The sequence below is a fragment of the Shimazuella sp. NTD248 genome (assembly GCF_059510395.1).
The window spans coordinates 288258-314372 of record NZ_JCAJZT010000003.1; the positions used below are offsets into that span (position 1 = coordinate 288258).

Here is a 26115-nt window from a genome sequence, read left to right on the forward strand (position 1 = left end):
TAACTTCAAAAAATGAAGTTTTTTAATAAAAATATAATGCATCTTTTTCTTTATGATCTGCTCTCCCATATTTAATTTATTGAAAATTATAAAATCCCTGAAACACCACCATCAATATTTATCGATGTACCCGTTACATAAGAAGCTGCATCTGATGCTAGGAAAGCAATCACTTTAGCAGCTTCCTCTGTCTCCCCAATACGACCTAGTGGAATTTGATGTTCGGCTTTGGTTGAAAATTGTTCCCAGCTTTGTTCTGGTGCTTGTTGTTTCCATCGTTTTTCGATTTGATCACTGCGGATCAATCCAATACAAACGGTATTGACTCGAATGTTATCATGCCCTAAATCTTTGCTCATCGCTTTCGTCAAAGCCAATCCTGCTGCCCTACTAACAGTTGTAGGTAAAGAAGATGCTGGAGGTGTTTTGGCAAGAACTGCTGTTACATTCACAATCGCTCCTCCTCCTGCTTGACGCATAAAAGGAATGGCATATTGTGAACAATGGATAGCCCCAAATAACTTTAAATCAAGATCCTGCTGCCAAAGTTCTGTTTCTACTTGTTCGAAGGGATTTGCAGAAGAGGTACCAGCATTATTAATTAAGATATCAAAGCGACCAAAATGTTCTGCTGTTTGCAGTACGATTTTTTCACAGTCTTCTTTTTTGGTTATATCTGCTAGCGAATAATATACTTTACTACCTGTTTGCTGGAGAACTTGCTCTGCCGCTTTCTCTAGTGACTCTGGGTTTCTAGCACATATTGCTACATTTGCTCCCTCCTTAACAAGTTGTATAGCTGTATGTAAACCGATTCCCTTGCTGCCACCTGTAATTAATGCAACTTTACCATTCAATCCTAGATCCATTTTCATACTCCTTTACCCATTTCATTGTGATTGTAGATAAGATAATTTCGTTTCACTGTAGGAATAGAAACCACAACACTTGCTCCCTCACCTACTTTGCTATCTATCCAGATTATACCCTTATGTGCTTCCACTAATTGCTTTACAATGGCTAAGTCGATTCCATTTTTACCAAATACCATTAAATACCAAATCAACTGGCAAACATTCCTTAAAAAGGAAGTGTACACTAGAAATGAAGCTAAATTATTCGTGATTGTACAATATGTCTCTTCTCAGAATAAAGCTTTTTAAAAAAATAAAAATCAAACAGTACAATTGGCTAGGAATTTTGTTAGAATTCTAGTTGAAAGGAAACGAAAAGTACATCTTCATGTCAATCCAAAGCTATAATAATATGATGTGATAGCATTACTGAAAAAATTTCCTTCCCCTTCCACCAAAATACGGATTAGCAGAAAGATTTCTGAGCTTTATTTTGGTAAATAATAGTTTTGAGAAATGTATAAATAGGAGGAGCTATCCAAATGCCAAATGATCAAGCTAAAAAGGAGACACCATGGAAAGATTTGCATGGACCTAACTTGGCTTACATCTTGGGCCAGTATGAACAATATAACAATGATCCTGAATCTGTAGACTCCACCTTAAAAGTTCTTTTTGAACAATGGGGTTCTCCAGTTATGGTGGAGAACAACCAACCAACGTTAGAGATGGAAACAGACGTAAAAAAGGTCATTTCAGCAGAAAAATTAGTGCAATATATCCGCACTTATGGTCATTTATCTGCAAATATTAACCCATTAGTAAAACAAGAACATGCACTCCCTAGCCATAATGAATATGGATTGAGTGAAGAAGATTTAAGTAAAATTTCAGCAGAATTAATTTGGACGGGTTCCACTAACCATGTATCCACAGCATTAGATGTCATTCAACATCTACAAAATGTTTATACAAAGTCGCTGGCGTATGAATTTAGCCATGTTCATAATCAAGAGGAACGAGAATGGCTTTATTCGAATGTAGAAACGAAAAAATTCCACCCTGACTTTTCTACCGAAATACGATCAGAACTAATGAAAAGACTGATGGAAGTAGATGAATTCGAGAAGTTCTTGCAACGTACATTCACTGGTCAAAAGCGTTTTTCCATAGAAGGTGTAGACATGTTAGTACCCATGATTGATGAACTGATTCGAACCAGTTCTCAAATGGGCGTTCGCCATGTCATGATGGGAATGGCACACCGTGGTCGCTTAAACGTACTAGCTCATATTCTTGGAAAACCATATGAAAAAATATTTTCTGAATTTCATCACTCTACCAACAAAGATATTGTTCCTTCGGAAGGATCCATGGGAATTAATTTTGGTTGGACCGGAGATGTGAAATACCATCTTGGTGGAGATCGAAATATTGATGGCAAAGACAGTTTTCATATTCGTTTGACCTTAGCCAATAACCCAAGCCATTTGGAATTTGTAAATCCTGTAGTGGAAGGATTTACCCGTGCAGCTCAAGAAGACCGAAGCAAACCAGGCTATCCTGTGCAAGATACAAGCAAAGCAATTGCGTTATTGATTCATGGAGATGCTGCATTTCCTGGAGAAGGAGTAGTACCAGAAACCCTAAACTTAAGCCAATTGACAGGATATCGCACGGGTGGAACCATCCATATTATCGCAAATAACCAGTTGGGCTTTACTACAGATACAAGAGATTCACGATCAACTGTTTATTCAAGTGATCTTGCCAAAGGTTTTGAAATCCCAATTGTCCATGTAAATGCAGATGATCCTGAAGCATGTCTAGCTGCGATTCGCCTTGCTTGCGAATATCGGACACGTTTTCAAAAAGATTTCCTAATTGATCTAATAGGATATCGTCGATTTGGACACAACGAAATGGATGATCCAACAGTTACTCAACCACTCATGTATGAAATTATCCATAATCATCCAACTATCAGTGCACAATATGCTGAAAAACTTAGTTCTTCAAAGGTGATCAAAGAAACGGAAATCAAACAATGGCTAGACAACATAAGAGGAAAATTACAAACTGCACATGAAACAATGAAACAAGGTACTGATGAAGAAGCAGATCACTACCCTAAATCAGTGTTAGAACCAGCAACGAAAATAAAAACTGGTGTTTCGATGGAATTGCTCAAAGAAATCAATCATTCTTTGCTAAAGAGACCTGAATCTTTTACCTCCTATCCAAAATTAGAACGTACATTATCGAGACGAATTAACTTATTAGAGGATGAAGAGAAAGTGGATTGGGCATTGGCGGAGACATTAGCATTTGCTACGATCCTAAAGGAAGGTACAGCAATTCGATTTACCGGTCAGGATACCGAAAGAGGAACATTTGCTCACCGCCATCTTGTATTGCATGATAGCAAAACGGGAAAAACATTTAGTCCATTGCATACCATTCCACACGTGAATGCAGCTTTTGGAATCCATAATAGTCCGCTATCGGAGGCTTCCGTACTCGGATTTGAATATGGTTATAACTTTTTCGCACCAAAAACTCTCACTCTGTGGGAAGCACAGTACGGGGATTTTGCCAATGCTGCACAAGTGATCATTGATCAGTTCCTGTCAGCTGGACGTGCAAAATGGAGGCAAGATTCTAGTTTGGTCATGTTATTACCACATGGTTATGAAGGACAAGGTCCTGAACATTCAAGTGCACGCTTGGAACGCTATTTACAATTAGCAGCTGAAAATAATGTTGTCATCGCGAATTTAACAAGTGCAGCTCAATATTTTCATCTTTTACGTCGTCAAGCTTCTATGATTGGAAAAGAAGAAGCTCGCCCATTAATTTTAATGGCTCCTAAAAGCCTTATTCGGAGCAAACGAACAATTTCACCTAGTATCGAATTAGAAAATAACTCCTTCCAAGCCATCAAAGAAGAAATTGACTTAGGAGAAAAAGCAAATCAGATAAAACGATTGATTTTATGTAGTGGAAAAATTGCAATTGACCTATCAGCGGAACTAGAGGCTTCTCCAGCTCAAAAAGACTGGCTACATATTATCCGTGTGGAACAACTATATCCGTATCCTAAAAAAGAAATTCAAGCGGTAATAAAACGGTTTAAAAATCTACAAGAAGTTGTGTGGGTGCAAGAAGAACCGAAAAACATGGGTGCATGGACATATATGGAACCTAAAATTCGCGAAACAGTATCTAATCATGTTTCCACCCGCTATATCGGACGTCCAGACCGTTCAAGCCCAGCTACAGGAAAAGCAAATGTACATGATATTGAACAACAACAAATTCTCACAGAAGCTTTGCATGTTGAACCATAATTGCTTAATTTCAGGAGGGATCAAACATGATTGAGGTAAAAGTACCAAATCTCGCAGAATCAATTACAGAAGGAACTATTTCAAATTGGGTTGTAAAAGAAGGAGATCATGTCAAACAAGGCGATATCCTACTAGAACTTGAAACAGATAAAGTAAATATGGAAGTTTCTGCTGAACAAGCTGGGGTTGTAAAAAAAATCATCAAACAAGTAGGTGAAAATGTAGAAGTTGGAGAAGTAATCGCCCACCTTGATGAGAACGCTAGTACAGAAGCTACTTCTGAAACAAAAACTAACGAAAGTTCAGAGACCAATACTCCCGCTTCCCAGACTAAGGAAGAAACAAAATCAACCCAATCTATTCCAGATAAACAAGATTCCAGCAGAAAGAAAACAAACGCATCACCAGCAATGAGAAAATTGGCCAGAGAAAAAGGCGTAGATGTGGATGACCTTCAAGCTGAACTGTACAAAAAAGACAATGGAAACGAACAGAAAAACGTACAGCAAGTCTCACAACCAATCTCTCCTGCACAAGAAGAAGTTAATACAAAACCTGTAGAACGCAAAAAAATGACTCGCAGACAACAAACGATTGCAACTAATTTGGTGCAATCTCAGCATAATGCAGCTATGCTCACTACCTTCAATGAAGTAGATATGACCAAGGTAATGGACATACGCAAAAGAAGAAAACAAGCGTTTATCGAAAAACACGATATTAATTTAGGGTTTATGTCATTTTTCAGCAAAGCAGTTGTCGGTGCCCTAAAAGCATTTCCAATTATTAACTCCGAAATTGATGGGCAAGATATTCTTTACAAAAAGTACTACGACATAGGAATAGCTGTAGCTAATGATGCGGGTCTAGTGGTTCCAGTTGTGAGAAATGTCGATTCTCTTACTTTCGTAGAAATAGAACGACAAATTGGCTCTTTAGCAAATAAAGCACGTACCAATAAATTAACATTAGATGACTTAAAAGGTGGTACGTTTACTATTACCAATGGGGGAGTATTTGGATCATTATTCTCTACCCCGATCCTCAATGCACCACAAGTAGGAATTTTAGGTATGCATACGATACAAAAAAGACCAGTCACCATAACTACCGCAGATGGTGATAAATTGGAGCATCGTCCTATGATGTACATTGCTCTTTCTTATGATCACCGTATTGTAGATGGTAGAGAAGCTGTTGGCTTCTTAGCTACCGTTAAAAAACTGATTGAAGATCCAGAGTTGTTGTTATTAGAAGGATAAAAAACCGAACTAAAAGGGTCACCCTGTCGCTGGCGACAGGGTGACCCTTCTTTTAAATTTCTTTTCATTCTTCCAATCCTAAGTCTTTTCGAGGATTTCCGACCATTTTTGACGGATTGATATGTTTATCAAATTCCTGTGCTGTAATGAAGCCGCTAGCAATAGCTGCCTCACGCAGCGTTATATCTTCTGAAAATGCTTTGTGGGCAATGGCAGAAGCCTTATCATAACCAATAAGCGGACTAAGAGAAGTAACCAACATGAGCGATTGATTTACATATTTTTCAATTCCTTGCTCGTTAAGGTATATCCCTTCTATACTATATTTTTGCCATTTTTCACATGCATCAGCGAGAATTCGACTGGAATGCAGCACATTTTTGGTAATAATTGGTCTCATCGTACTTAGTTCAAAATTTCCTTGTGAACCCGCAATAGCAACTGCATTGTCGTTACCAATAACTTGTATACATACCATTATCATGGCTTCTTCTTGGGTCGGATTCACCTTTCCAGGCATAATCGATGACCCAGGTTCATTTGCAGGTAGTCTTAGTTCATTAATCCCAGCTCTTGGCCCAGAACCAAGCCAACGGATATCATTGGCAATCTTCATGAGCGCTACTGCTAGTGCACGCACAGCTGAACTAGCATTTACCATTGCATCCAAAGATGCTTGAGCTGCAAATTTATTTGGTGCTGTAATAAATGGATGATGAGTAAGCTGGGCGATCTCTTCCGCTATATTCACCCCAAAATCAGGAAGTGTATTGATTCCCGTTCCTACTGCTGTGCCTCCAGCAGCAAGCTTATATAGTCCTGACATAGAGCCTTTAACGAGCTGGAGAGCATCTCTTAATTGAGTAACATAACCAGACCACTCCTGTCCGACCGTTAGGGGAGTGGCATCTTGTAAATGTGTTCGACCTATCTTAACAACATCCACCCACTGAACTGCTTTCTTCCATATCTCTTTTATCAATGCTTCTACACTAGGAATCAGACGATTGGAAAACTCTAATACAGTAGCAATATGCATGGCAGTTTGAAACGTATCATTGGAAGACTGAGACATATTAACATGATCATTCGGATGGATGGGATCTTTCGTGCCCAAAATCCCTCCTACCTTCTGGATAGATCGATTGGAAATGACTTCATTTACATTCATATTGGTTTGCGTGCCAGAACCTGTCTGCCAAACATACAATGGAAATTCTTCATCCAACTGACCTGCAATCACTTCATCGGCTACCTCCATAATTATCTCAGCTTTTTCTTTTGACAGAACACCAGCTTTTCCATTCACTTTTGCTGCAGCTTTCTTCACATACCCATATGCATGATAAATTCCCAGAGGCATATGGTCATCTCCAATGGAGAAATGAATCAATGATCGCTGTGTCTGTGCTCCCCACAATTGAGCTGCCGGTACTTTTACTTCTCCCATCGAATCGGTTTCAATGCGAAATTTCCCACCTTCAACCATATCACCTGCTGAATACGTGTTATTCTCTTTCACAAAAATTCCTCCTAAACGACATTGTAGGTCCTCCGGAATAAAAACAAGAATAGTTATTTCTACTATAACTTTTCCATTTGATCGTAATTTCACCTTCGGGCCCTTTGATCCATACATTAAGGTAAAAGGAGTGTGTTGGATATGCCGAACATAGATATTTCCCTATCCAAAAGAAGGCTGTATTTATACAAAGGAAATAAACTCATCAAAAGTTATCCCATTGGAATTGGTAAAATACTTTCCAAAACTCCCATTGGCAATTACGTCATTATCAATAAAGTCACTTATCCCTACAGCAGACCCGGTGGTCGCCTTAGCCCTTATGGAACCTTATGGATGGGACTATCCCGCAAAGGTTACGGAATACATGGTACAAATCGCCCCTCTTCTATTGGTAAAATGGTGTCAAAAGGATGCATCCGAATGTACAATAAAGACGTAGAAGACCTCAGTCGAAAAGTTGGAATTGGTACACCTGTAACAATCCATAAATGAGAGCTCTATCTTTACAGGAACAAATTCCTAGTTTTCAAAGAAATAACAACTTCAAAAATGGACAAACTTATTCTACTGCAATCCACATATTAATCATTCACACTATTTGATTGGAAACTGGTTTGATGTTATTGGTATGGAAGTACACCCTCGCAGTCGCCCCTCTTGAAAAACGCTAAAATACTCAAATAATTCTACTTTGTGCAAAACAGTAGGCAAGTACTCCGGCAGCGTATCCACTACTCCTCTATTATCCGAGTGAAGTATCCACGAAACTTCTTTCCAATCTAGGATTCCTTCTCGATTTTTAATCGGTGTTTCCAATAAATATTCAGGATGCAGTTCTACAAAAAATAGATACATTCCTCCTCTTGTATTTTCCTCTTCTGGCCATGTAACTATGCCTTTAAAATTAACTTGAGAGACTTGTATTCCCGTTTCTTCTTGAACCTCTCGAATAATACACTCTTCAGGTGTTTCTTCTTTTTTTATTTTCCCACCGACTCCATTCCATCTACCCATCCAAACTTTTGCTTCTTTATTTATCAAAAGAATCTTATCTGCTCTTTTTATGATGCAAATGGTATATGGCAATTTATAATAGATGTTGTTCAAATAAATACCACCTTTCAACTAATACACATATTTTATAAGATAAAAACATCCATTTGTTATGATTTAACCTTTAATGTATTATGAAAATACATAATACATTAAATTCCAACACTTTTCCAATAAAACTGTACTGTTTGGGTATTTCTTATCTAGTAAACTTTTGAAGTAACATAAAAAAGCCCTCCAACTACAGAAGGCTTTGGCTAAAAAATCATTGAACATGACTTTCTTTTTCCTCGTTATAATATTTGACAGAATACATAGATCCTTCCCATACCATATTGTTATCCCGTTCATCACAAGGTTCTGGATTACCTATTTTTCTTTTTAGTTCTTTGTTATGTTCTCGGTACGATGTAGATGTATTCTGTTCAAATAAATGTTTAAGTTTGTAGAATAGTTTACGTCTATTCCTTTTGTCTGCTAGTAAAAAGGTGGCAAAACCAACTGTGGACAAGGTGAAACCAGTTAAAAATGCTCTTCTTCGTTTGGACATCCATTCCCCTCCTCTTACTTACTCTACCCATACTGATTATTATCCATCCTATTATTTAAGATTCGAAAAAAGCTACTATGATAAGTAGCTTTTTTAATCGTCAAGTATTGATTCCATTTTTAACGGGTTATACTTAAGTTGTAATCTAATAATAAAAATATTTCCAAATAAAATAACAAAAGATATAATAGATATGGCACACTTCATCTATAAAAAGAAGCAAATCATTTTTTGGAATATTGGAATAATTTTCAAGTCCTCTGGGAGGTTTGATTCATGATAGTGTCTCTTCCTTACCATACTGAAGATGGGAAGCACAATCATACTGATGTAAGGCGGATAAGTACAAAAGTTGCTATTTTAGGAGCCGGTCCAGCTGGACTGGTATTAGGTCTGCTGCTTCAAAAAGAAGGAATAGATTGTATTATAGTCGAACGCCAATCCCAAGATTATGTAGAATCTAGAGCTCGAGCAGGATTTATTGAACATCATATTGTAGAATTCATGAGAAAAAATGGATTTTCAGACGGATTAGATAGCAAAGGTATCCCCCACACCATCTGTGAATTTCGACATAATGGACATCGTTATACCATCCCATATGGTGAAGTCGTTAATGGCTTCCATTGGGTATACCCCCAACAATTTGTTGTACAAGACTTAATTCGGTTATTCATCTCTCGAGGAGGGCAAGTACTATTTACTCATTCAGCCGTAGAAATAAAAGGGTTGGAAAGTAGTCGCCCAGTAGTAACTTGTTCTTCCCAAAAATCTACTGATACACTTTTGGAAATAGAATGTGATTACATAGCTGGCTGTGATGGATTTCATGGCATCAGCCGATCATCGATTCCACAAAACGAAGCCGAAATATTTTCCAAACAATATGGAATTGGATGGTTAGCCATTCTGGCAGAAGTACCCTCTTCAATGGAAAAAATCATATATGCATTGCATGAATCTGGATTTGCTGGGCAAATGCCACGAACATCTAAAATCACTCGATTTTACTTAGAATGTCCCCCAAATGACACTGCTTCTAATTGGTCTGATGATCGAATATGGGGAGAACTCAATAAACGCTTATTTGGTGAAGTGGATGAGAACCTAGTCAGAGGACCATTGATTGAAAAGCGCGTTCTTAACATGCGCAGTGTTGTGATGGAGCCCATGCAATTTGGGAAACTCTTTCTCGCTGGTGATGCTGCTCACATTATTACTCCTGTAGGAGCAAAAGGAATGAACCTAGCAATTGCAGATTCTGATGTCCTAGCAAAAGCCCTCATCCACTATTATCACAATAAAGACGAGACACTATTGAACCAATACTCAACTATGCGATTGCCACACATATGGAAAACGCAAGAGTTTTCAGATTGGATGATTCGGTTGATTCACAATACGGTCGACTCAAACGAAAATAAATATTTAGCCTTTTCGGATCGCTTGCGTCAAGCCAGACTTAAGAGATTACAGAAAGGAGGCTCATTTGCAACATTATTTGCCGAAGACTATGTCGGCTATTTTAAACCATAATCTATGTCATTTGAAAAGATAATTATAAATTTAAGTGAAGGGTAGAAGCATCAAATGAAAGTGAATCAATTTCACTTAAATACGCTTGGAAAATTCATCGTTCAAACAACATCTTCCATCACAAAGTTAATTGAGATATTTTTCGAGGTGCAACTAAAAGTAAAACTGATCTATCAACATGAAATGGTCGAATGCCCAAAACATCTTAAAAAGCACCATCAGATACAATCGGATAGGCCAATTTTGCGTGAAATTTGTTTAATTGATTCCGCTGACCGCCCCTTTATCTATGCGGAGACACTTTTTTATAAAGAAAATATGAATGTTAATATCGTGAATGAACTATATGATACAAATACACCAATTGGCAAAATTATCGAAAAGAATAAACTAGAATTTTATCGGGAAATTTTAGAATATGGATTCATTCAAGATTCAAGAATAGCCAGACATCTTGGATTGGACAAGAATGATTGGATGATTTACAAAGTTTGCAGTACCCTCCATCAGACAAAAAACGTATTTTTAATTTGTGAATATTTCCCGATAAATCGTTTAAATCTTTTGCAACGATAAAATGAAAAAAATGATTTCAAATCCTCATCTATCTATTGATGAGGATTTATTTTCTGCAATGTAAAACCACCCCAAGTGGGTGGCTCTCATAAACTACATAAATGTAGATGGTTACATTATATTTTTTTAGAATCTGCTCCTATCTAAACCCATTTGAATTGGTGGGTCTGAAAGGAGACTTGAATCCAAAATATCATACCATTTCTCTTGTTCCGTGCGTCGTGCCTCCCAATTAGTATCTTGGCTTTTCTGTCTTACTTTATTACGATATGCACCCCAAGCCGCTTCATTTTCAAACATCACAATATGCTCCACGCTGTGTACGTCCACACCAATTGTTCTAACATACCACTCTGTTTTCAATACCATCTCAAGTCCGTCATAAAACCATTGCTCACGGTCCTGCATCCATTTCCAAAATTCACTAAGGTTTGCACGAGCATATGCAGTAGGTTTAAATCTGTAAGTTAAATATAACATTGATATCATCCCCGCTGATGTTTTTGAGCTTTATTTCCAACTTGACCATGAAAGATCAAGTGCTTCAGGTCTAGTAGCGAATTGATTCTTCCAATGCTCCGCAACAGATATATTGTGTTCAAATGCTACCTGATTACTTACCAATTCCGGTTTGTTCTGTATAGGAAGGATAACCATAGCTAAAGGATAGAGCATGGCTCCTCTTCTGACCTTGGATTCCCAAGCAGAAATAGAGAGATGTATATTCCGAATACCATGTTGTGAAGCCCAATCTAAAGCTGCATACTGGGTAAGAACATAATAAGAATAAGGTGGATTGTCTTTTTCAGAACCCCAATATCTTCCATACAACCAATCTCGATGTCGATAAAAAATAGCAATTGCTTTAACTGTACTATCGACACGACACAGTGCTACCACTGCTTTTTCTGCAACCCTACTTTCGAATTGAGCAGAAAAAGTGCGAGCCATCCATTCTAATCCTCCACTAGACCCATACTTTCCACGATTTGCTGCAATGAGTCTAGCTGCTAATTGCAGTATTTCAATGTCTAAAGGTTTCCACTCAACCGTTGCGCCATAGGACTGAAAGCTTTTGATTTCCTTTAACCATTTTTTTCGATCACTTCGCTTAGCAGATTTTGTTAATTCAAGAAATCCACCTGTCGGAACATGCAGGATTGGGTCTGCTGAATGTAAAATAACTCTGGCATCTGGACAATATGCAGCAATTTTATTTGCATCATGTAAAGACAAAAAAGGCCAGATTATCCCCGAGTAATTTTTCTTTCCTGCATACACTCGTGCGGATTGAATCAATTGTTTCATAACAAACTTTTCCTGTCTTCCATTTATACAAATTAGGGAATTCGCTGTAACCCTATGTCCTCCCAACCATAAATACTGCTTGTCCCAAACACCAGGTAACTCACCAACCAATTGGGAAAGAGAGAATAGATTATCTCCAGCAGATGGACCTTTCCAAGTAGGAATAGCACCTAAAATTTTATCTTCGTTTTTTTCAACAAAAATTGGATTTTGACCATGTGCTAATTCTAAAGATTGTATCCATTCATAAGTAGAATAAAAACCACCTGACCCAACTAAGGAATTCCAACTATCCGGGGAAATCTGATGAATGGTAGGTATAATATCGATTGATATCTCCCCTTTGATGCAACTATTTCGATGCATCTCATCTCAAGTTATTTTTAATCCCATTTAAAAATTATTTTATTTTCTTTTTATATAAATATAGGAGGATTTAATATAAAAGTAAAGAAAGAGCGATCTATACGAAATTTTCTGATCAATAATTTATATTTTAAAATGCGTGAGGACTCCATCCAACGATGAAAACACACACTTTCTTCATATATACCTTCTACTCTAAAGCTCAATTTTCATATAACCTAATATTAAGTAATCGAATAAGAATAAAATTGTACAGATTTTAACTGTCAGAGGAGGATTTACAAGGTAAGGTAAAATAGACATAGTTCCATTATAAGTTCACTTATTTTTTACAACCTCTTACATAATGATAAAAGCTTTCAAGAGATTGGATTGATTTGATATGCGAATATTGCGAAAAAAACTTGTATCTTCTCTACTTATTACAATACTTATTTCCCCGATACTCCCTTTTTCTGATGCTGATGCAGAAGAAGTATCACGTGAAAAAATTCAACAACATCTACAAAACAAAGAAAATGTATTGAATGAATTAGCAGAACAAGATCAAGAATTACAACGCTTTGTAGAGGAGATAAACCAAACCAATACAAAAATCAATAAAATCCAACAACAAGCTGCTCCTATTGAGTTAAGACTTACCAATGCAGAGAAAGAAATGGAAAAATACGATCAGATCCTAAAAAAGCGAATTCGTTTGTTTTATGAACAAGGCCAATTCAACTATACATCTCAACTTCTGGAATCTCAAAGTTTCGGTCAATTTCTAAATAAACTGGAAACAATTCGGATTATTATCAAACAGGACACTGCCCTAATTGAAGAAAGAAAAAAAGTAGTAGAAAAAATCAAAAAAGAAAAAAGTAAATTTGATGTCTTAGTCTCAGAACAAAACGAACAAATAAAAAAATCGAAAGTTGCATATGACGCATTAGTGAAGGAAATTCAAAAGAGCCAAAAGGATCTTCATAATTTGGAGGCTTTTGAAGAACTACATGAGGATGAATTCAGTCAAATCAATTTAGAAGATTGGAAAAACGGAAAACTTCGCTTTCCATACAATGGTAAAATGCAACGTCCTTCCAATGGACCCACTAACTCACAATGGGGATATCGAAATCATCCCATTTACAAACGACCTATCCTGCACCAAGGTGCAGATTATGGTGGTGGAACAGGGACTCCCATCTATGCCGCAGGAGATGGGGTTGTAGTATCAAGTGCCCCAGCTTCTGGATATGGCTGGTTAATTACCATCTATCATGGTGAAAAAAATGGAAAACATGTCTTCACTCGATATGCACATAGTTATCCTAATCAAGTAAAAGTACATGCGGGAGAAAGAGTCAAGGCTGGCGAAAGAATTTCTTCGGTCGGAGCAAATGGTAACGTTACTGGGCCCCACCTACATTTTGAAGTAAGATATGGCAACGGAGAAAAACCTCCTTCATCCGACCCTAGAAAATGGATTTCGTGATATATAGAAAGACACCTAGTAATAGAAAAAAGAGATTGATGTTTCAACATCAATCTCTTTTTTCTCCGAACATCCTTTTTAAATCCCTTTAAGAGGACGATAAGCCGGTTGCCACATAGCATCTTGGACTGCTTTTTCAACATCTTCTGGAATCTTTCGCGCTACACCATCCTTAATCGCAGCTTGCACCACATGAGTAGCCACTTTTATGGATACTTCTCTTAATTTTTCCACTGGCGGTAATAGAGAAGCTCCCGGTTTGGTTATTTCTACTAATTCTGCAACTGCAACGGCTGCCACTGCCAACATGTTATCTGTCACCCTCTCTGCTTGTGAGACGATTGTACCTAAGCCAATACCAGGAAAAACAAATGCATTATTGGCCTGACCAATTTCGTATGTATCACCATTATAGGTCACAGGTTTAAAAGGACTACCAGTGGCTATGAGAGCTCTGCCTTCTGTCCAGTATATTAAGTCACTGGGAATTGCTTCTGACGAACTAGTCGGATTAGACATAGGTAAGATAATAGGGTGATCGACATTAGCTGCCATCTCACGAACGATTTCCTCTGTAAATGCACCACCAACTGTTGAAGTTCCAATCAAAATCGTTGGATGTACTTGGCGAACCGCTTCTTGAAAACTGATAGTTCTATCCGTCGTAAAACTCCAATCGGTTACTTCACCTAAAGACCTAGCATAAGGACGTTGAAAATCAGCAAGGTTTTCCATATTTTCTACTAACAATCCAAATCTATCGATACACCAGAACTTACGATTGGCTTCCTCTTTTGATAACCCGCCACGGATCATCTCATCACGAATCTGCTCTACAATGCCAATACCAGCTGAACCAGCACCAAAAACCACAATCCGATGTTGTTTCAATGGGATTTTAGAAGCTCGAACAGCTGCCAGTACCACAGCTAAGGAAACAGCACCTGTACCTTGAATATCATCATTAAATGTACAATATTTGTTTTGATATCTCTCTAAGATTGGTCTAGCATTAAGCTGTGCAAAATCTTCCCAATGCAGCAGAGCATTTGGAAACATACGGTTAGCATTTTTTACAAAGGCATCAATAAAAACATCATATCTTTCTCCACGTACTCTTGGATGACGTCTCCCAATATACAATGGATTTTCCAATAGACTTTCGCGATTCGTTCCAACATCTAAAATAACTGGAAGTACTCTACTGGGGTTTATTCCTCCAGCTGCTGTGTATACGGTGAGTTTTCCAATAGCAATATCGATTCCCCCTATTCCCCAGTCTCCAATTCCTAAAATTCTCTCCCCATCTGTAGCAACAATTAAATCAATGTCGTCTGAATGGACCCTTAAATTTTGGAATGCCTCTTCCATTCCATCTTGGTCATCAATAGAAAGATATAAGCCATTTGGCCCACGATATACTTGACTATACCGCTGGATTGCTAAACCAATAGTTGGTGTATATACAATCGGCAGCATTTCACTTATATGATCGGTCACCAAACGATAAAACAAAATCTCATTACGCGATCGTAATAGACTCAAATAAACATATTTACTAAGTTCATCAGGTTGTTCTATAAATTGTTCGTATGAACGTGATACTTGTTCTTCAAGGGTTAACACAGCAGGTGGAAGTAATCCATTTAAGCCAAGTTCCTGCCGTTCTTCCATAGGAAAAGCTACCCCTTTATTTAACTTAGAAGATTTTAAAATACTGCGACCTCGTAGTGTTGTTTCTTGTTGATCCTGCATAAGATTCCCTCCAATCAGTTCCATTTAGATAAAAATTTTCTTTGAATAAAAATAAAAAAATAGAAGCGTTTTTTCTTTCCTTCCAAATAACACTCAAATACTTACCTTTTTTACTACTACATTAGTGCTATCTTATGAAATGAATCGCCAATTTTCAAGAAAACATATTCTACCTATTTATTCAAATCCGCTTATACAACAAATATACTCATATGCAAAATATATATAAAAGTATCCCAAACACAGCACAGCTTATTTCATGTAGGATATGTTCCTTGAAGCTATTTCTTTCAGAATCGTATTTGCTTGATCAACAGTTCGTTGAACTATTGTCTTCGCAGAGCTGTCAGTGACTAAACGAAGACCTTGTCCAGCCCAGAGAGACATATACTCTGGATTATTCGCATTTGCAGCTGCTTGGCGAATATCTTTTGTCATTGCATTTTGAATGGGATATGCAGGTATAGTGTTAGGAAAATGTTGCATTTCACTCATAAAGGTTGTTCGAATCCCACGCGCATCTTTGCCTGAAAATGCACGTGTTATTTCGGTAGCATCTTCATGTTCCAACAAAACTTTTTGTTTATAAACATGATGAGCACCGCTTTCTGGGCAAGCCAAAAACGCAGTACCCATTTGTACAGCAGATGCACCTAATACAAGGCTTGAGACAAGCCCTCTTCCATCCATAATCCCACCTGATGCGATAACTGGGATCGACGCTTGATCTACTATCTGCGGTACGAGAGCCATCGTTCCTATTAGAGAATTAGAACTATTTTCTAGAAATGTACCTCGATGTCCTCCCGCTTCACTTCCTTGAGCTACAATAGCATCTACTCCTGCTTGTTCCAATAGTCTAGCTTCATCAACTGTAGTCGCAGTACCAATTACAACGATTTTTCTGGATTTCATTTCCTCTATTAGAGATCGTGATGGTATGCCAAAGGTAAAACTAAATACAGAGATATTTTCTTCCAATAGTACTTGAACTTGTTCCTGAAACGACTCTTGATACTTTAAAATGGCTGGATTACGGGAGATGCCCAGTTCTGTACGATATTTATTGAGATAATCTGTCATTTTACTTATAGTTTCGTTCGATTCTTTGGGATTCTCTGGGACAAATAGATTGACTCCAAATGGACGGTTTGTCAATTGCCTGATCTTATGAATTTCACTACGAAGATGTTCAGGTGCTAAATATGCTGCTCCCAAACTTCCTAATCCACCTGCGTTTGAAACTGCGGCTACTAAGGCAGGAGTAGTTGGACCACCTGCCATCGGAGCTTGTATAAGTGGAAAGCGAATATGAAGAAGACGGGTTAAGTCTGTCTCAAGCATTTTTTTCAACCTCCATAAAATGATTTTTAATCAATCAAATTTATTCTAATACAAAAATGCAAATCTTAATGAGACAATATCTTTCATTAGATTAGGAATTATTAATAAATTGCACGCACCCATTAATATTTATAATCAGATATGCTTTCAAAAACAATAACCGAAAAAATTTAAGAGAACAAAGTTGTACTGTGTATGGGTTGAACTTTCGATTCTGGGTTCATGTAAGCCTTTGCATTATTAACAGCTGTAGACCCCTCTCCAAAACCAGTCACAATAAGTTTGACTTTTCCATCATAGGTACATATATCTCCTGCTGCATAAATACCAGGTATATTTGTTTCTTGTCTTGAATTGACGACAATTGCATTTTTCTCTAGCTTTAGACCCCATGATTTAATTGGACCGAGAGAGGACACAAAACCATAAAAAACAAGAACATCATCTACATCAATCAGTTCTTTTGTTCCATTTTTACTATGTTCAATAACTACTTGCGAAATGCTTTGGTTTCCAATCAACTCGATCGGAACATAAGGTGTTTTTATTTGCACAGCAGAATTTATGAGTAATTCCATACTATGCTCATGTGCACGGAATTTATCACGACGGTGAATCAATGTCACTTGTTCTGCAATTGACTCTAACATCAGTGCCCAGTCAACAGCCGAATCTCCACCCCCAAAAAGAACCACTTTCTTTCCTGCAAATTCATTTAAATCTTTAACAAAGTAATGCAGGTTTGCAGATTCATACATCTTTGCGTTATTTAATACAATCTTTCTTGGTTGAAATGCACCGTTTCCAGCTGTAATTATAATGGTTTTTGTATAATGAACTGTTTGATTGGTTGTTAGTTTAAAAATATCATCAGATTGTTTCTCCACTTGTTCAACTGCTTCATCCAAACAAACAGTAGGTTGAAATGGCTCCATTTGTTTCTTTAAATTATCCACTAGTTCTTGCGCCCTTACCTTTGGAAAACCAGCCACATCATAAATATATTTATCTGGATACAATGCAGTTAGTTGTCCTCCTAACTGCGGTAGACTTTCTATTATTTTAACCTTTGCTTTCCTCATTCCTGCATAGAAAGCTGTGAATAGCCCTACAGGTCCTCCTCCAATAATGGTAACATCATAGATTTCATTTTCTGATGACATTTTACTCACCTCTTTATATTACTTACTCTACTTGAGCAAAAATAGATACAAAAAATCCCAAGCGAAGATATGCACCTCAGACAAGGGCACAAGTCTCGCTACGTCACTTCGTTCCTAGTCTCGCTTTGCACGGCTGTAGCGTCCTTTGTTGCTCTTTACAACAGATGCGGAAGACGTGCATATCAAGCGGATTTCCCATAAAATGTTAGTGAATTTACTCATCTGGAGTTACTTATATATCATCCATGAATTTGTACTTTATATGTTTATATACCCTTTTATTCCAAAGCCAATTCCAATTTAAGATCCTTCTCTCACTTCTATCGATTCTTTGCGGACTTTCAAACGAATTTCGTTCTGTTCGCTAAAGCTTATTTTTGTTTTTGATTGCGAAGAACAAATATTACATAACATACTCCTACATCCGTTAATAAGATAACAGCCCCCATGGTAACATCCATAATTGTCCCCATGCTAACCCCAATAAACAAGAGTTAAACTTAATTGGGTCAAAGACTCATTTGCATATAGTTCCTTCGTTAAAATTGGTTGCGAAAGTGGACCGATTACAGTCATAAATCCAAGCACCATTGCTATCCATAACCTTTTAGAACGAGAAAAACGAAATGTAATTTATATTTTTATCCATAAACTCGAATTTCCTCAGCTAAGCTAACTGCTCCTATTTATTTAAGTTTTTAACAAATTTACTATTATATTTGTTGGACTTTGTATCTATTATCAGTATAATTAATTTATTATTACATTTATTCATTTACCAGAATATATTCTTATTATTTAACAACCACTCTATATATATTGAAAAATTGACTTCTAGAATAGAAACACCACATTTTCTTCTTTCGAAATGATAGATGTATGCAATAAATAAGAGCCAAGCTCCAAGAAGGGAAACTAAAATCATGTATAAAACAATGACTTTCTTCCGAAATATTGAAGAGGAAAAATTTAGAGAGCTTTATCTAGAAGAACTGTTACCCATTTTTTACAACTTACCAGGTTTCGTTTGCACAGATGTAACTTCTATTTCTTATAATAAACCAGGTATGTCCGAGAAAGCTGCGAATGTTCAATATATAATTGAAGCTCACTTTGAAACGTTAGAAACAATGAACAATGTATTAACCTCTCAAGAAATTGTTCAAATGATGGAGACAGCTTTAACAGAAAATGCTGGAGATATCTTCTTTTATACAGGTAAGACTGCACGTATTTATTCAGATGAATCCAAAGAAAAGTATCATAAACTTGAAACAAAGGGATCTATAATTGATGATTACTCAGGAGGAACACTCAAAACCTATCAATACAATAAATAAAAACAATTACATATTATAATTAACAACAAATTCATCTCTAATTACATTCAAAGTACAATAATGCAAAATTCCCCAGCTATGAGTTCGATATTATATCGGACTCATTCTTTTTATTTTCTTTTATTCCAATTGTTTAAAAATGCAATAATCTTTTTTTACATATTCAATCCTCATAAATGCATCTATCTTTATGTTACTCCACATAAGTTTTTATGATCTATCATCCTTTTTTTTTCGCATAATAATACTTAGAAAAGATGATACGACAAATATAGTACTACCAAGGAACAATGGAATAAAATGACCATAACGAAATCCGGCAAATATACTGCTTATCGATATGATAAAAGGAAGGATTCCCAATGCTGTTGTCCAAACAAACGCTTTTTTGTTTATTTGTAATAGACCAGCCCCATAGTTTATTAAATGATAAGGAACTAATGGTACAAATCGTATCCACAAAAGTCCGAAATCCCCCCGTTTTTTAACCCATTCATCTACTTTTCCTAGGTATGGTTTAGTAAAAGGTTCAATGATGGGACGAGCGATCCAAGTTGATAGATAATAAGAAAGAACTGCTCCTAATACCCCACCAACCCATGTGTAAAATCCGCCTTCCACCACACCATATATTTCGATAAGAAAAATAGAAACAAATTCACCTGGCACAGGTATCGCATTTACAATCGTTTGAATGACAATGCCTAAGATAATGCCAAAAACACCTAAATTACGAATGGATAACAACCATTCTTTTGCAATTCCAGTATGAACAAAGTAAACATATAGTGCTGTAAGAAGTAAGAAAAGAATCAAGCTTCCAACAAAAAGGTATCTAAGTGCTGGCGAAACACGTTGATATCGAAACTCCAATTTCGTTCTCCTCCTATTCTGTTTTCTGACTTAACCAATTGTATATTTTAATTTTCGAGTTTTCTTATGATTATGTTTTGTTTTAAAAATAACTTCTAATGATGAAAACAAAGATTCTTTTGGATAAAATTGTTTGGAGTTATCTCTCATCTTTTTAAGTAGTGTGATATCTGTCAACAATTCTGATAGATGAACCGTTAAATCCCAAGGGGTTTTGGCATAGATTGCCACACCTGAACGAACGAGAAATTCAGCATTATCTTGTTCCTGACCAGGAATTGGTTTGTATAGGAGCATAGGTAACTCCATAGCAATTGCCTCAAAAGTGGTAACTCCTCCCGGTTTAGTAATAACCAAATCTGAGATTGCCATGAGTTCATGAACATAATCAATGTAACCTGTAAAATGAATGAAATGCTTGGTTCCCTTCAGTTTCTCACTCAATTGAGTTCGGAGTTTTTCATTATGTCCACAAACAATGATGAATTGTACTGGTTGTGGTAGGGTAAGAAAGTCCAAAATAGTATTATTTCCATCACCAATCATCCCACAACCTCCTCCCATCACTAGTACTGTAGGCATATTTGAATTTAAACCATACTTTCTTATAAGTTCCCCGCGTTTAAAAGACTGTGTAAATTGTGGTCGAAGGGGTATCCCTGTGGCCGCAATTCGCTCTTTTTCCACTCCTAATGCGATCAATGCATCGCGAACACTTCTCGAACCGACAATATATTGATCTGTATAAGGATAAATCCAAGAACTATGGTCGGTGTGATCCGTAATAGTCGTCACTGTAGGGATATCTACCAACCCGTATGATTTCAATTTTGACATCAAAGCTGCTGCCAATGGAAACGTACTAATTACAATCGATGGTTTCACTTCTTTGATCCATCTCATTATTCGTCCGATCCCTGTCGAAAAAACCTTTTTCATTATATTGGAGAGTGGGTTTTCTCTCCTAGTCTTTTGATATAAATAACCATACACATGAGGAAAGATTTTCACTCCTTGGAGATAAAAAAAACGACTCAGATGATTCACATAAGGGTGGACTAACTCCATCGTATCAATAATTATTGGGTCCCAATGTGGAAATCGAATTTTCATTGCATCTTGAAGTGCGTTTGCTACTTGAATATGTCCGTCACCGAAACTTCCTGTTAGAATCAATATCTTTTCTTTGTTTCCAGTTTTCATAAATTTTCTCCTTCAAATGTAATCTTTATCATCATTTGTTTTTCATTTGATTTGCCAAGCATCTTTCATCCTTCACTATAAACAGAATACGAACTTGTTTTTTTGGCAACTGCTTTTTCTGTTCTATGATCTAAGGACAACCATTCATACATAAATTCCACTCCTTTGAACAAGCATTCAACTAGTAAAATAGCAGCAATTACATCTATAATGACGTGTTGTTTGATGAACAAAGTTGAAAGAATAATGCTAGTGGAGCAACATCTGATAATCCATTTCATCCATAAATTTTTCACTAAGCTGTTACGCATGGCTCGGATCATTAAATAACTGCTCATGACGTGAATACTTGGAAAACTATTGTATGGATGATCGATTTGATATACAGACTGAAGAATTCGAGATAGAAAATCATGCCCTGTGATATCTGGACGAACCGGACTTTGCGTTTGAAAAAAATTATAAATAAAAAAGCAAACCAGCAAACCTAAGTCAAAAACGAGTATTATTTGAAATGCAAGTTTTCGATCAGAAACACAAAAATAAACCAATGTTATTAATAAATAACCAAACCAAGCAACGTACGGAATTACAAAAATTTTTACAACAGGAATGGAATTATCTATAGTCGTTACTAGCGTATGGACACCACGATCAGGTGTATTTAAATAAGGATAAATTGTCATGATTGCTGGTATACTGAGCAGAAAACAAAGAATACCAACTAATTTCCATTTTTCATTCATTTTCTTAGTCCTCCTCGTCTGTATGCCATACTACAAAAAAGTTCTTAAGGAAAAATAATATTCCATCTGAAGAACATCTGAAAAAACAAGAAGGAAATTCAGAAATAATTAAGAAATACCTTGTGTTTTCCTTAAGATTATTAGCGTAAATTGTAAGGCAGAGAAAGGAGTTCTTCTCGTGGCGCAAGAAACGATTCTCATCATTGATGATGAGAAAGAAATCCGTGATTTAATAGGGATTTATCTTACAAATGAAGGGTTTAACGTCCTGAAAGCAGTAGATGGATTGGAAGGATTACATTATTTAGAAAACGAAACTATCCATTTGGTGATATTAGATATCATGATGCCTCATATGGATGGAATTCAAGCGTGTATGAAAATAAGGGAAAATAGAAATGTGCCAATTATCATGTTATCTGCCAAATCACAGGATATGGACAAGATCATGGGATTGACCACTGGTGCCGATGATTATGTAACAAAACCGTTTCAACCACTAGAATTAGTGGCTAGAGTAAAGTCACAACTTCGCCGCTATCTGCGCTTAAACCAATCAGATGGAAATGCTCATAGTAATAGTGCACAGCAGATGGACGTTATTTCTATAGATGAGCTTTTGATCAATGTTACTTCCCATGAAGTCACAGTAGCAGATAGGAAAATCAAACTGACACCAAGAGAATTTGCTATTTTAGAGCTTTTGGCTCGCAATCCTGGTATGGTGTTCAATACAGAAAAAATCTATGAACGCGTTTGGAATGAATCTTTCTATGAATCAGAAAATACTGTCATGGTCCATATTCGTAATTTGCGTGAGAAGATCGAGGAGAATCCAAGAGCACCTCGGTATATAAAGACAGTATGGGGGGTTGGCTATAAAATTGAAGAATAACAAGCGGTTTTTCCCCATCCGCCTCTTTAATAGCAAATATATAGATAGTCTTGTCCAACAAGTGAGGAGAAGCGTACGAATTCAACTTATATTGGCTTTTACGTTTTGCATTCTAGTTTCAATGTTAATCGGTTTCGTATCAAGCCCTTTATTCGTAAATAACGAACGCAGACTCGATTATACTGAAGGAATAATAACGATTGATGAAAGTGCACGAAACTTAGTTCAACAATTTGATCAGATCGATAATGATATAAATGGCTTTATAAAAGAAATAGGAAAAAACGACCCTATTTTCAAAAAAAAGTTTCTAAATCGGTCACTACCAACGAAAAAGACGAATGAAGAGTGGTTATCTGTACAGAATAATGAGAAATCGGTTTATCGCTTAACAAAACATGAATTAATTCTTTATGTAATCAACAAATCAAAACAACAAAATAATTTTCAAGCCTTCATTGCCAATACGGATGGAGAAGTTCTATATCAATCACAAGGAGTGAATGAGACAAAAGTCGATATTCGACATATGATTGCCAAATCCCAAAAGCCTCTAGATGGTCATGAGAAACACCCAATTGTAACAAGAATGTATCCTATGAACCTAAGTGGAACAAAAACCTATTTAATTGTCAGTGGCGTTCCTAAAGCAAAAGTTGTATACGGAAAAGAGACAGGATTTACTCCTTATTTACTAGGACTTATATCTTTTCTTATTTGTTTCTATCTTATAACCAAACGTAAAATGAATGAAATTGAGGAGATTGCTCTTGGATTAATAGAAATAGCAAAAGGAAATTTAAAATTTCGTATTCCAGAAAAAAGTAGAGATGAACTAGGTTCACTCGCAATCAACATTAATTATATGGCTTCGGAATTAGATCAGATGATTGAAAAAGAAAGACAAACAGAAAAATTAAAAGATGAACTCATTACCAATGTCTCACATGATTTGCGTACTCCACTCACTTCGATCATGGGGTATATAAGGTTAGTGAAAGATCATCAATATAAAAACCAAATCCAACTTGATGAATATGTCGATATTGCTTATGGGAAATCGGAACAATTAAAAAAATTGATAGAAGATTTATTCGATTTTACTCGTTTAAATGGAGAAGGTGTACAACTAAAAAAAGAAAAAGTGAGTCTCAATCAATTGTTAAAACAACTAATTGACGAACTAGACCCCATTGCCAAGGAAAACAACGTTACATTTATTAAAAATCTCCCTAGTGAACCAGTCATGCTGGAAGTTGATTCGAATCTAATGGTAAGAGCTTTCGAAAACATCCTTACCAATGCGATCAAATATAGTACGTACCCTGGAAAGATTCAAATAGAAATGGTTAAGACTAAACAATACATTCAAATCACTACTTCAAATCCATGTGAAGAGATGTCACAAGAAGAGGTCAATCGATTATTTGATCGATTTTATCGGGTTGATAAGTCCCGCTCTTCAAGTAAGTCTGGTGCAGGACTCGGATTGGCAATTACCAAAAGTATTATCGACTTACATCATGGAAAGATTCATGTAGATTATAAAAATCAAGTTATTCGACTTACTATAAACTTACCATTCTTTCATTAAAATCTTCACGATTATGTAAAGGAGATTCTATTTTGAAAAAAGATAAACGAGTATTTATACCAGTTATATTGGTCACTCTTATTTTTCTTTTCTTTGTTGGATATTCAGCCTATAAAACTTCCCTTCAGCCACCAGGAAATCCTCAGGGTGTACCGCCAAATGGTATACAAAATGTAAAAGAACAAAAAGGATTTGACTTTACTATCTTTGGAAACGCAGCAATTGCACTCGGTGCAATCAGCTATTGGTGGTTACTATTCAAGAAAAAACTAGCTTCTCCTTTCAAACCCTTAAAATTATGGGGAAAAAGACTATATGCTATTCATACTTTTACAGGATGGATCGCATTAATCCTTGTGGTTATCCATGGCACCTACTACTTATTTACCAAACTTGATGATCCCAAACTATTAACCGGCATTGCGGCTTTACTAATCCTACTTACCATTGCCATCTATGGTTGGTTATATCAGCGTGTAAAGAATAAGTTTATCCGTACCTCTCATTTTATCTTAAGCCACATTTGGTTCATTGCTTTACTCATCCATGCTGGAGGATTTTTCTTCTTCATGGTCGCAGTTACCATTGTATTATGGGCAGCCATAACATGGATAGATAAGCGAAATAAACAAGCAGTCTCTTAACTATATTTTAGAAAAAAAATAGCGACTATACTTGAATAAGTCTCGATTTTGACAACAAAAACAAGGGATCACATGGAGAATACAGAGATCCCTTGTTTTGTAATACATCTTGTGCCCTAAAAATCTATTCCATCAATTCATTTACTATTCTTACAACTATTACATATCCATACGGTAATTTTGCAGAAAAATCCGTTTGTAATAATGAAGCTACTCTCTTTTTTATTAGATCTTTTGCATGATCGATACTAGAGCAAACTGCAAGTAAACTTAAGTTATTTTGCTGATGTTTTGGATATTCCCAGAGAAGACATATCTCTTCTTCCTTTTCTTCTAAAATCCCTGAGCTACATTCAACTTCTATTTTTCTATCATATAAGAAAATAGCTTCTGTCCAATGGCCCCATGTTTCAGCGGAGTTTCCCATATATACAGGTTTACTCAAAGTAAATACCCACCGTTCAAACGGTACTTCGTTTTCTTCAAAAGGCCACACTTTATGTTCATCGCGATAGATAGGTGAATGGTACAGCTCTTCAACAACGGCCACATCATCATAGGAAAAGTTTTCTCCATGAAATCGTTGAACCTCTAGATAGTTAATCGCTTCCTTTTCATTTTGTGCAACAATCCATTCTCGGAAATAATTTTTATGTTCTACTCTGAAATATTTCACAAGTATCCTCACTCTTATTTTTTCA

General features: G+C 36.4%; 24 protein-coding genes. 10 read left to right on the forward strand and 14 right to left on the reverse strand.

What is annotated here, in order from left to right:
- Positions 1 to 86: 86 nt before the first annotated feature.
- Together AC5WOE_RS08690 and AC5WOE_RS08695 are read right to left on the reverse strand one after the other, a co-directional pair.
- Entirely contained in the window at positions 87 to 869 is a 783-nt protein-coding gene (locus AC5WOE_RS08690; RefSeq protein WP_496052376.1) for an SDR family NAD(P)-dependent oxidoreductase, read from the reverse strand.
- A gap of 2 nt (positions 870 to 871) precedes the next feature.
- Positions 872 to 1066: an ATP-binding protein gene (locus tag AC5WOE_RS08695; protein WP_496050609.1), complete on the reverse strand. Its 195-nt coding sequence runs from the start codon at positions 1064 to 1066 to the stop codon at positions 872 to 874.
- A gap of 330 nt (positions 1067 to 1396) precedes the next feature.
- On the opposite strand from AC5WOE_RS08695, the gene AC5WOE_RS08700 reads away from it, so the two are divergent.
- Together AC5WOE_RS08700 and sucB are read left to right on the forward strand one after the other, a co-directional pair.
- Positions 1397 to 4204: a 2-oxoglutarate dehydrogenase E1 component gene (locus AC5WOE_RS08700; protein ID WP_496052377.1), complete on the forward strand. Its 2808-nt coding sequence runs from the start codon at positions 1397 to 1399 to the stop codon at positions 4202 to 4204.
- Positions 4205 to 4230: 26 nt separating this feature from the next.
- Complete coding sequence (gene sucB, locus AC5WOE_RS08705) at positions 4231 to 5466, forward strand: dihydrolipoyllysine-residue succinyltransferase (protein ID WP_496050611.1); 1236 nt, start codon at positions 4231 to 4233, stop codon at positions 5464 to 5466.
- 64 nt (positions 5467 to 5530) lie between these two features.
- Here sucB and fumC read toward each other — a convergent pair whose 3' ends face one another.
- Positions 5531 to 6988, reverse strand: coding sequence for a class II fumarate hydratase (gene fumC / locus AC5WOE_RS08710; RefSeq protein ID WP_496052378.1), 1458 nt, complete (start codon positions 6986 to 6988; stop codon positions 5531 to 5533).
- A gap of 141 nt (positions 6989 to 7129) precedes the next feature.
- Here fumC and AC5WOE_RS08715 point away from each other — a divergent pair, with 141 nt between their 5' ends.
- Positions 7130 to 7483: a L,D-transpeptidase gene (locus AC5WOE_RS08715; protein ID WP_496052379.1), complete on the forward strand. Its 354-nt coding sequence runs from the start codon at positions 7130 to 7132 to the stop codon at positions 7481 to 7483.
- Between the two features lie 102 nt (positions 7484 to 7585).
- On the opposite strand, the gene AC5WOE_RS08720 is transcribed toward AC5WOE_RS08715, so the two are convergent.
- The gene (locus AC5WOE_RS08720) at positions 7586 to 8098 is read right to left on the reverse strand and encodes an NUDIX hydrolase (RefSeq protein WP_496050614.1); all 513 of its coding nucleotides are present in this window, start codon (positions 8096 to 8098) and stop codon (positions 7586 to 7588) included.
- A gap of 211 nt (positions 8099 to 8309) precedes the next feature.
- A complete protein-coding gene (locus AC5WOE_RS08725; RefSeq protein ID WP_496050615.1) occupies positions 8310 to 8594 on the reverse strand; it encodes a YbyB family protein in 285 nt (94 codons plus the stop codon).
- A gap of 276 nt (positions 8595 to 8870) precedes the next feature.
- On the opposite strand from AC5WOE_RS08725, the gene AC5WOE_RS08730 reads away from it, so the two are divergent.
- Positions 8871 to 10130: a 4-hydroxybenzoate 3-monooxygenase gene (locus AC5WOE_RS08730; protein WP_496050616.1), complete on the forward strand. Its 1260-nt coding sequence runs from the start codon at positions 8871 to 8873 to the stop codon at positions 10128 to 10130.
- Positions 10131 to 10184: 54 nt separating this feature from the next.
- Positions 10185 to 10706 carry a chorismate--pyruvate lyase family protein gene (locus tag AC5WOE_RS08735; RefSeq protein WP_496050617.1) on the forward strand — a complete coding sequence of 174 codons (522 nt, stop codon included), beginning with the start codon at positions 10185 to 10187 and terminating at the stop codon, positions 10704 to 10706.
- 126 nt (positions 10707 to 10832) lie between these two features.
- Here AC5WOE_RS08735 and AC5WOE_RS08740 read toward each other — a convergent pair whose 3' ends face one another.
- Together AC5WOE_RS08740 and AC5WOE_RS08745 are read right to left on the reverse strand one after the other, a co-directional pair.
- Positions 10833 to 11186, reverse strand: coding sequence for a hypothetical protein (locus AC5WOE_RS08740; RefSeq protein WP_496050618.1), 354 nt, complete (start codon positions 11184 to 11186; stop codon positions 10833 to 10835).
- 30 nt (positions 11187 to 11216) lie between these two features.
- On the reverse strand, positions 11217 to 12380 hold the full coding sequence (locus tag AC5WOE_RS08745; protein ID WP_496052380.1) for a GNAT family N-acetyltransferase: 1164 nt from the start codon (positions 12378 to 12380) through the stop codon (positions 11217 to 11219).
- A gap of 382 nt (positions 12381 to 12762) precedes the next feature.
- Here AC5WOE_RS08745 and AC5WOE_RS08750 point away from each other — a divergent pair, with 382 nt between their 5' ends.
- A complete protein-coding gene (locus tag AC5WOE_RS08750; protein ID WP_496050620.1) occupies positions 12763 to 13857 on the forward strand; it encodes a peptidoglycan DD-metalloendopeptidase family protein in 1095 nt (364 codons plus the stop codon).
- 78 nt (positions 13858 to 13935) lie between these two features.
- Here the strand turns inward: AC5WOE_RS08750 and AC5WOE_RS08755 are convergent, their stop codons facing one another.
- The 3 genes from AC5WOE_RS08755 to AC5WOE_RS08765 all read right to left on the reverse strand — a co-directional run bounded on the left by AC5WOE_RS08755 (position 13936) and on the right by AC5WOE_RS08765 (position 18119).
- The gene (locus AC5WOE_RS08755; RefSeq protein WP_496052381.1) at positions 13936 to 15612 is read right to left on the reverse strand and encodes an NAD-dependent malic enzyme; all 1677 of its coding nucleotides are present in this window, start codon (positions 15610 to 15612) and stop codon (positions 13936 to 13938) included.
- Positions 15613 to 15864: 252 nt separating this feature from the next.
- Complete coding sequence (locus tag AC5WOE_RS08760) at positions 15865 to 16956, reverse strand: NAD(P)H-dependent flavin oxidoreductase (RefSeq protein ID WP_496052382.1); 1092 nt, start codon at positions 16954 to 16956, stop codon at positions 15865 to 15867.
- Between the two features lie 170 nt (positions 16957 to 17126).
- On the reverse strand, positions 17127 to 18119 hold the full coding sequence (locus AC5WOE_RS08765; RefSeq protein WP_496050623.1) for an NAD(P)/FAD-dependent oxidoreductase: 993 nt from the start codon (positions 18117 to 18119) through the stop codon (positions 17127 to 17129).
- Between the two features lie 923 nt (positions 18120 to 19042).
- On the opposite strand from AC5WOE_RS08765, the gene AC5WOE_RS08770 reads away from it, so the two are divergent.
- A complete protein-coding gene (locus AC5WOE_RS08770; protein ID WP_496050624.1) occupies positions 19043 to 19459 on the forward strand; it encodes a hypothetical protein in 417 nt (138 codons plus the stop codon).
- A gap of 210 nt (positions 19460 to 19669) precedes the next feature.
- Here AC5WOE_RS08770 and AC5WOE_RS08775 read toward each other — a convergent pair whose 3' ends face one another.
- From AC5WOE_RS08775 to AC5WOE_RS08785, 3 genes are all read right to left on the reverse strand, one after another.
- Entirely contained in the window at positions 19670 to 20332 is a 663-nt protein-coding gene (locus AC5WOE_RS08775; RefSeq protein WP_496050625.1) for a TVP38/TMEM64 family protein, read from the reverse strand.
- A 30-nt stretch (positions 20333 to 20362) separates the two neighbouring features.
- Positions 20363 to 21535, reverse strand: a complete 1173-nt coding sequence (locus AC5WOE_RS08780) for an MGDG synthase family glycosyltransferase (protein ID WP_496052383.1) — start codon at positions 21533 to 21535, stop codon at positions 20363 to 20365.
- A gap of 65 nt (positions 21536 to 21600) precedes the next feature.
- Positions 21601 to 22281, reverse strand: a complete 681-nt coding sequence (locus tag AC5WOE_RS08785) for a phosphatase PAP2 family protein (protein WP_496052384.1) — start codon at positions 22279 to 22281, stop codon at positions 21601 to 21603.
- Positions 22282 to 22459: 178 nt separating this feature from the next.
- Here AC5WOE_RS08785 and AC5WOE_RS08790 point away from each other — a divergent pair, with 178 nt between their 5' ends.
- The 3 genes from AC5WOE_RS08790 to AC5WOE_RS08800 are packed head-to-tail and all read left to right on the forward strand — an operon-like array spanning position 22460 to position 25414.
- On the forward strand, positions 22460 to 23176 hold the full coding sequence (locus AC5WOE_RS08790; RefSeq protein WP_496050628.1) for a response regulator transcription factor: 717 nt from the start codon (positions 22460 to 22462) through the stop codon (positions 23174 to 23176).
- Positions 23166 to 24770: a HAMP domain-containing sensor histidine kinase gene (locus AC5WOE_RS08795; protein WP_496052385.1), complete on the forward strand. Its 1605-nt coding sequence runs from the start codon at positions 23166 to 23168 to the stop codon at positions 24768 to 24770. Before AC5WOE_RS08790 ends, AC5WOE_RS08795 begins: the two co-directional genes overlap by 11 nt.
- 32 nt (positions 24771 to 24802) lie before the next feature.
- Positions 24803 to 25414, forward strand: coding sequence for a hypothetical protein (locus AC5WOE_RS08800; protein ID WP_496050630.1), 612 nt, complete (start codon positions 24803 to 24805; stop codon positions 25412 to 25414).
- 124 nt (positions 25415 to 25538) lie between these two features.
- Here the strand turns inward: AC5WOE_RS08800 and AC5WOE_RS08805 are convergent, their stop codons facing one another.
- A complete protein-coding gene (locus AC5WOE_RS08805) occupies positions 25539 to 26090 on the reverse strand; it encodes a hypothetical protein (RefSeq protein ID WP_496050631.1) in 552 nt (183 codons plus the stop codon).
- Positions 26091 to 26115 lie beyond the last annotated feature (25 nt).

Excerpts from the sequence above, each read along its gene's own strand:
- AC5WOE_RS08690 (WP_496052376.1), bottom strand. The coding sequence starts at position 869 with ATGGATCTAGGATTGAATGGTAAAGTTGCATTAATTACAGGTGGCAGC.
- AC5WOE_RS08700 (WP_496052377.1), top strand. The coding sequence starts at position 1,397 with ATGCCAAATGATCAAGCTAAAAAGGAGACACCATGGAAAGATTTGCAT.
- sucB (WP_496050611.1), top strand. The coding sequence starts at position 4,231 with ATGATTGAGGTAAAAGTACCAAATCTCGCAGAATCAATTACAGAAGGA.
- AC5WOE_RS08715 (WP_496052379.1), top strand. The coding sequence starts at position 7,130 with ATGCCGAACATAGATATTTCCCTATCCAAAAGAAGGCTGTATTTATAC.
- AC5WOE_RS08725 (WP_496050615.1), bottom strand. The coding sequence starts at position 8,594 with ATGTCCAAACGAAGAAGAGCATTTTTAACTGGTTTCACCTTGTCCACA.
- AC5WOE_RS08730 (WP_496050616.1), top strand. The coding sequence starts at position 8,871 with ATGATAGTGTCTCTTCCTTACCATACTGAAGATGGGAAGCACAATCAT.
- AC5WOE_RS08735 (WP_496050617.1), top strand. The coding sequence starts at position 10,185 with ATGAAAGTGAATCAATTTCACTTAAATACGCTTGGAAAATTCATCGTT.
- AC5WOE_RS08740 (WP_496050618.1), bottom strand. The coding sequence starts at position 11,186 with ATGTTATATTTAACTTACAGATTTAAACCTACTGCATATGCTCGTGCA.
- AC5WOE_RS08745 (WP_496052380.1), bottom strand. The coding sequence starts at position 12,380 with ATGCATCGAAATAGTTGCATCAAAGGGGAGATATCAATCGATATTATA.
- AC5WOE_RS08750 (WP_496050620.1), top strand. The coding sequence starts at position 12,763 with ATGCGAATATTGCGAAAAAAACTTGTATCTTCTCTACTTATTACAATA.
- AC5WOE_RS08755 (WP_496052381.1), bottom strand. The coding sequence starts at position 15,612 with ATGCAGGATCAACAAGAAACAACACTACGAGGTCGCAGTATTTTAAAA.
- AC5WOE_RS08760 (WP_496052382.1), bottom strand. The coding sequence starts at position 16,956 with ATGCTTGAGACAGACTTAACCCGTCTTCTTCATATTCGCTTTCCACTT.
- AC5WOE_RS08765 (WP_496050623.1), bottom strand. The coding sequence starts at position 18,119 with ATGTCATCAGAAAATGAAATCTATGATGTTACCATTATTGGAGGAGGA.
- AC5WOE_RS08770 (WP_496050624.1), top strand. The coding sequence starts at position 19,043 with ATGTATAAAACAATGACTTTCTTCCGAAATATTGAAGAGGAAAAATTT.
- AC5WOE_RS08780 (WP_496052383.1), bottom strand. The coding sequence starts at position 21,535 with ATGAAAACTGGAAACAAAGAAAAGATATTGATTCTAACAGGAAGTTTC.
- AC5WOE_RS08785 (WP_496052384.1), bottom strand. The coding sequence starts at position 22,281 with ATGAATGAAAAATGGAAATTAGTTGGTATTCTTTGTTTTCTGCTCAGT.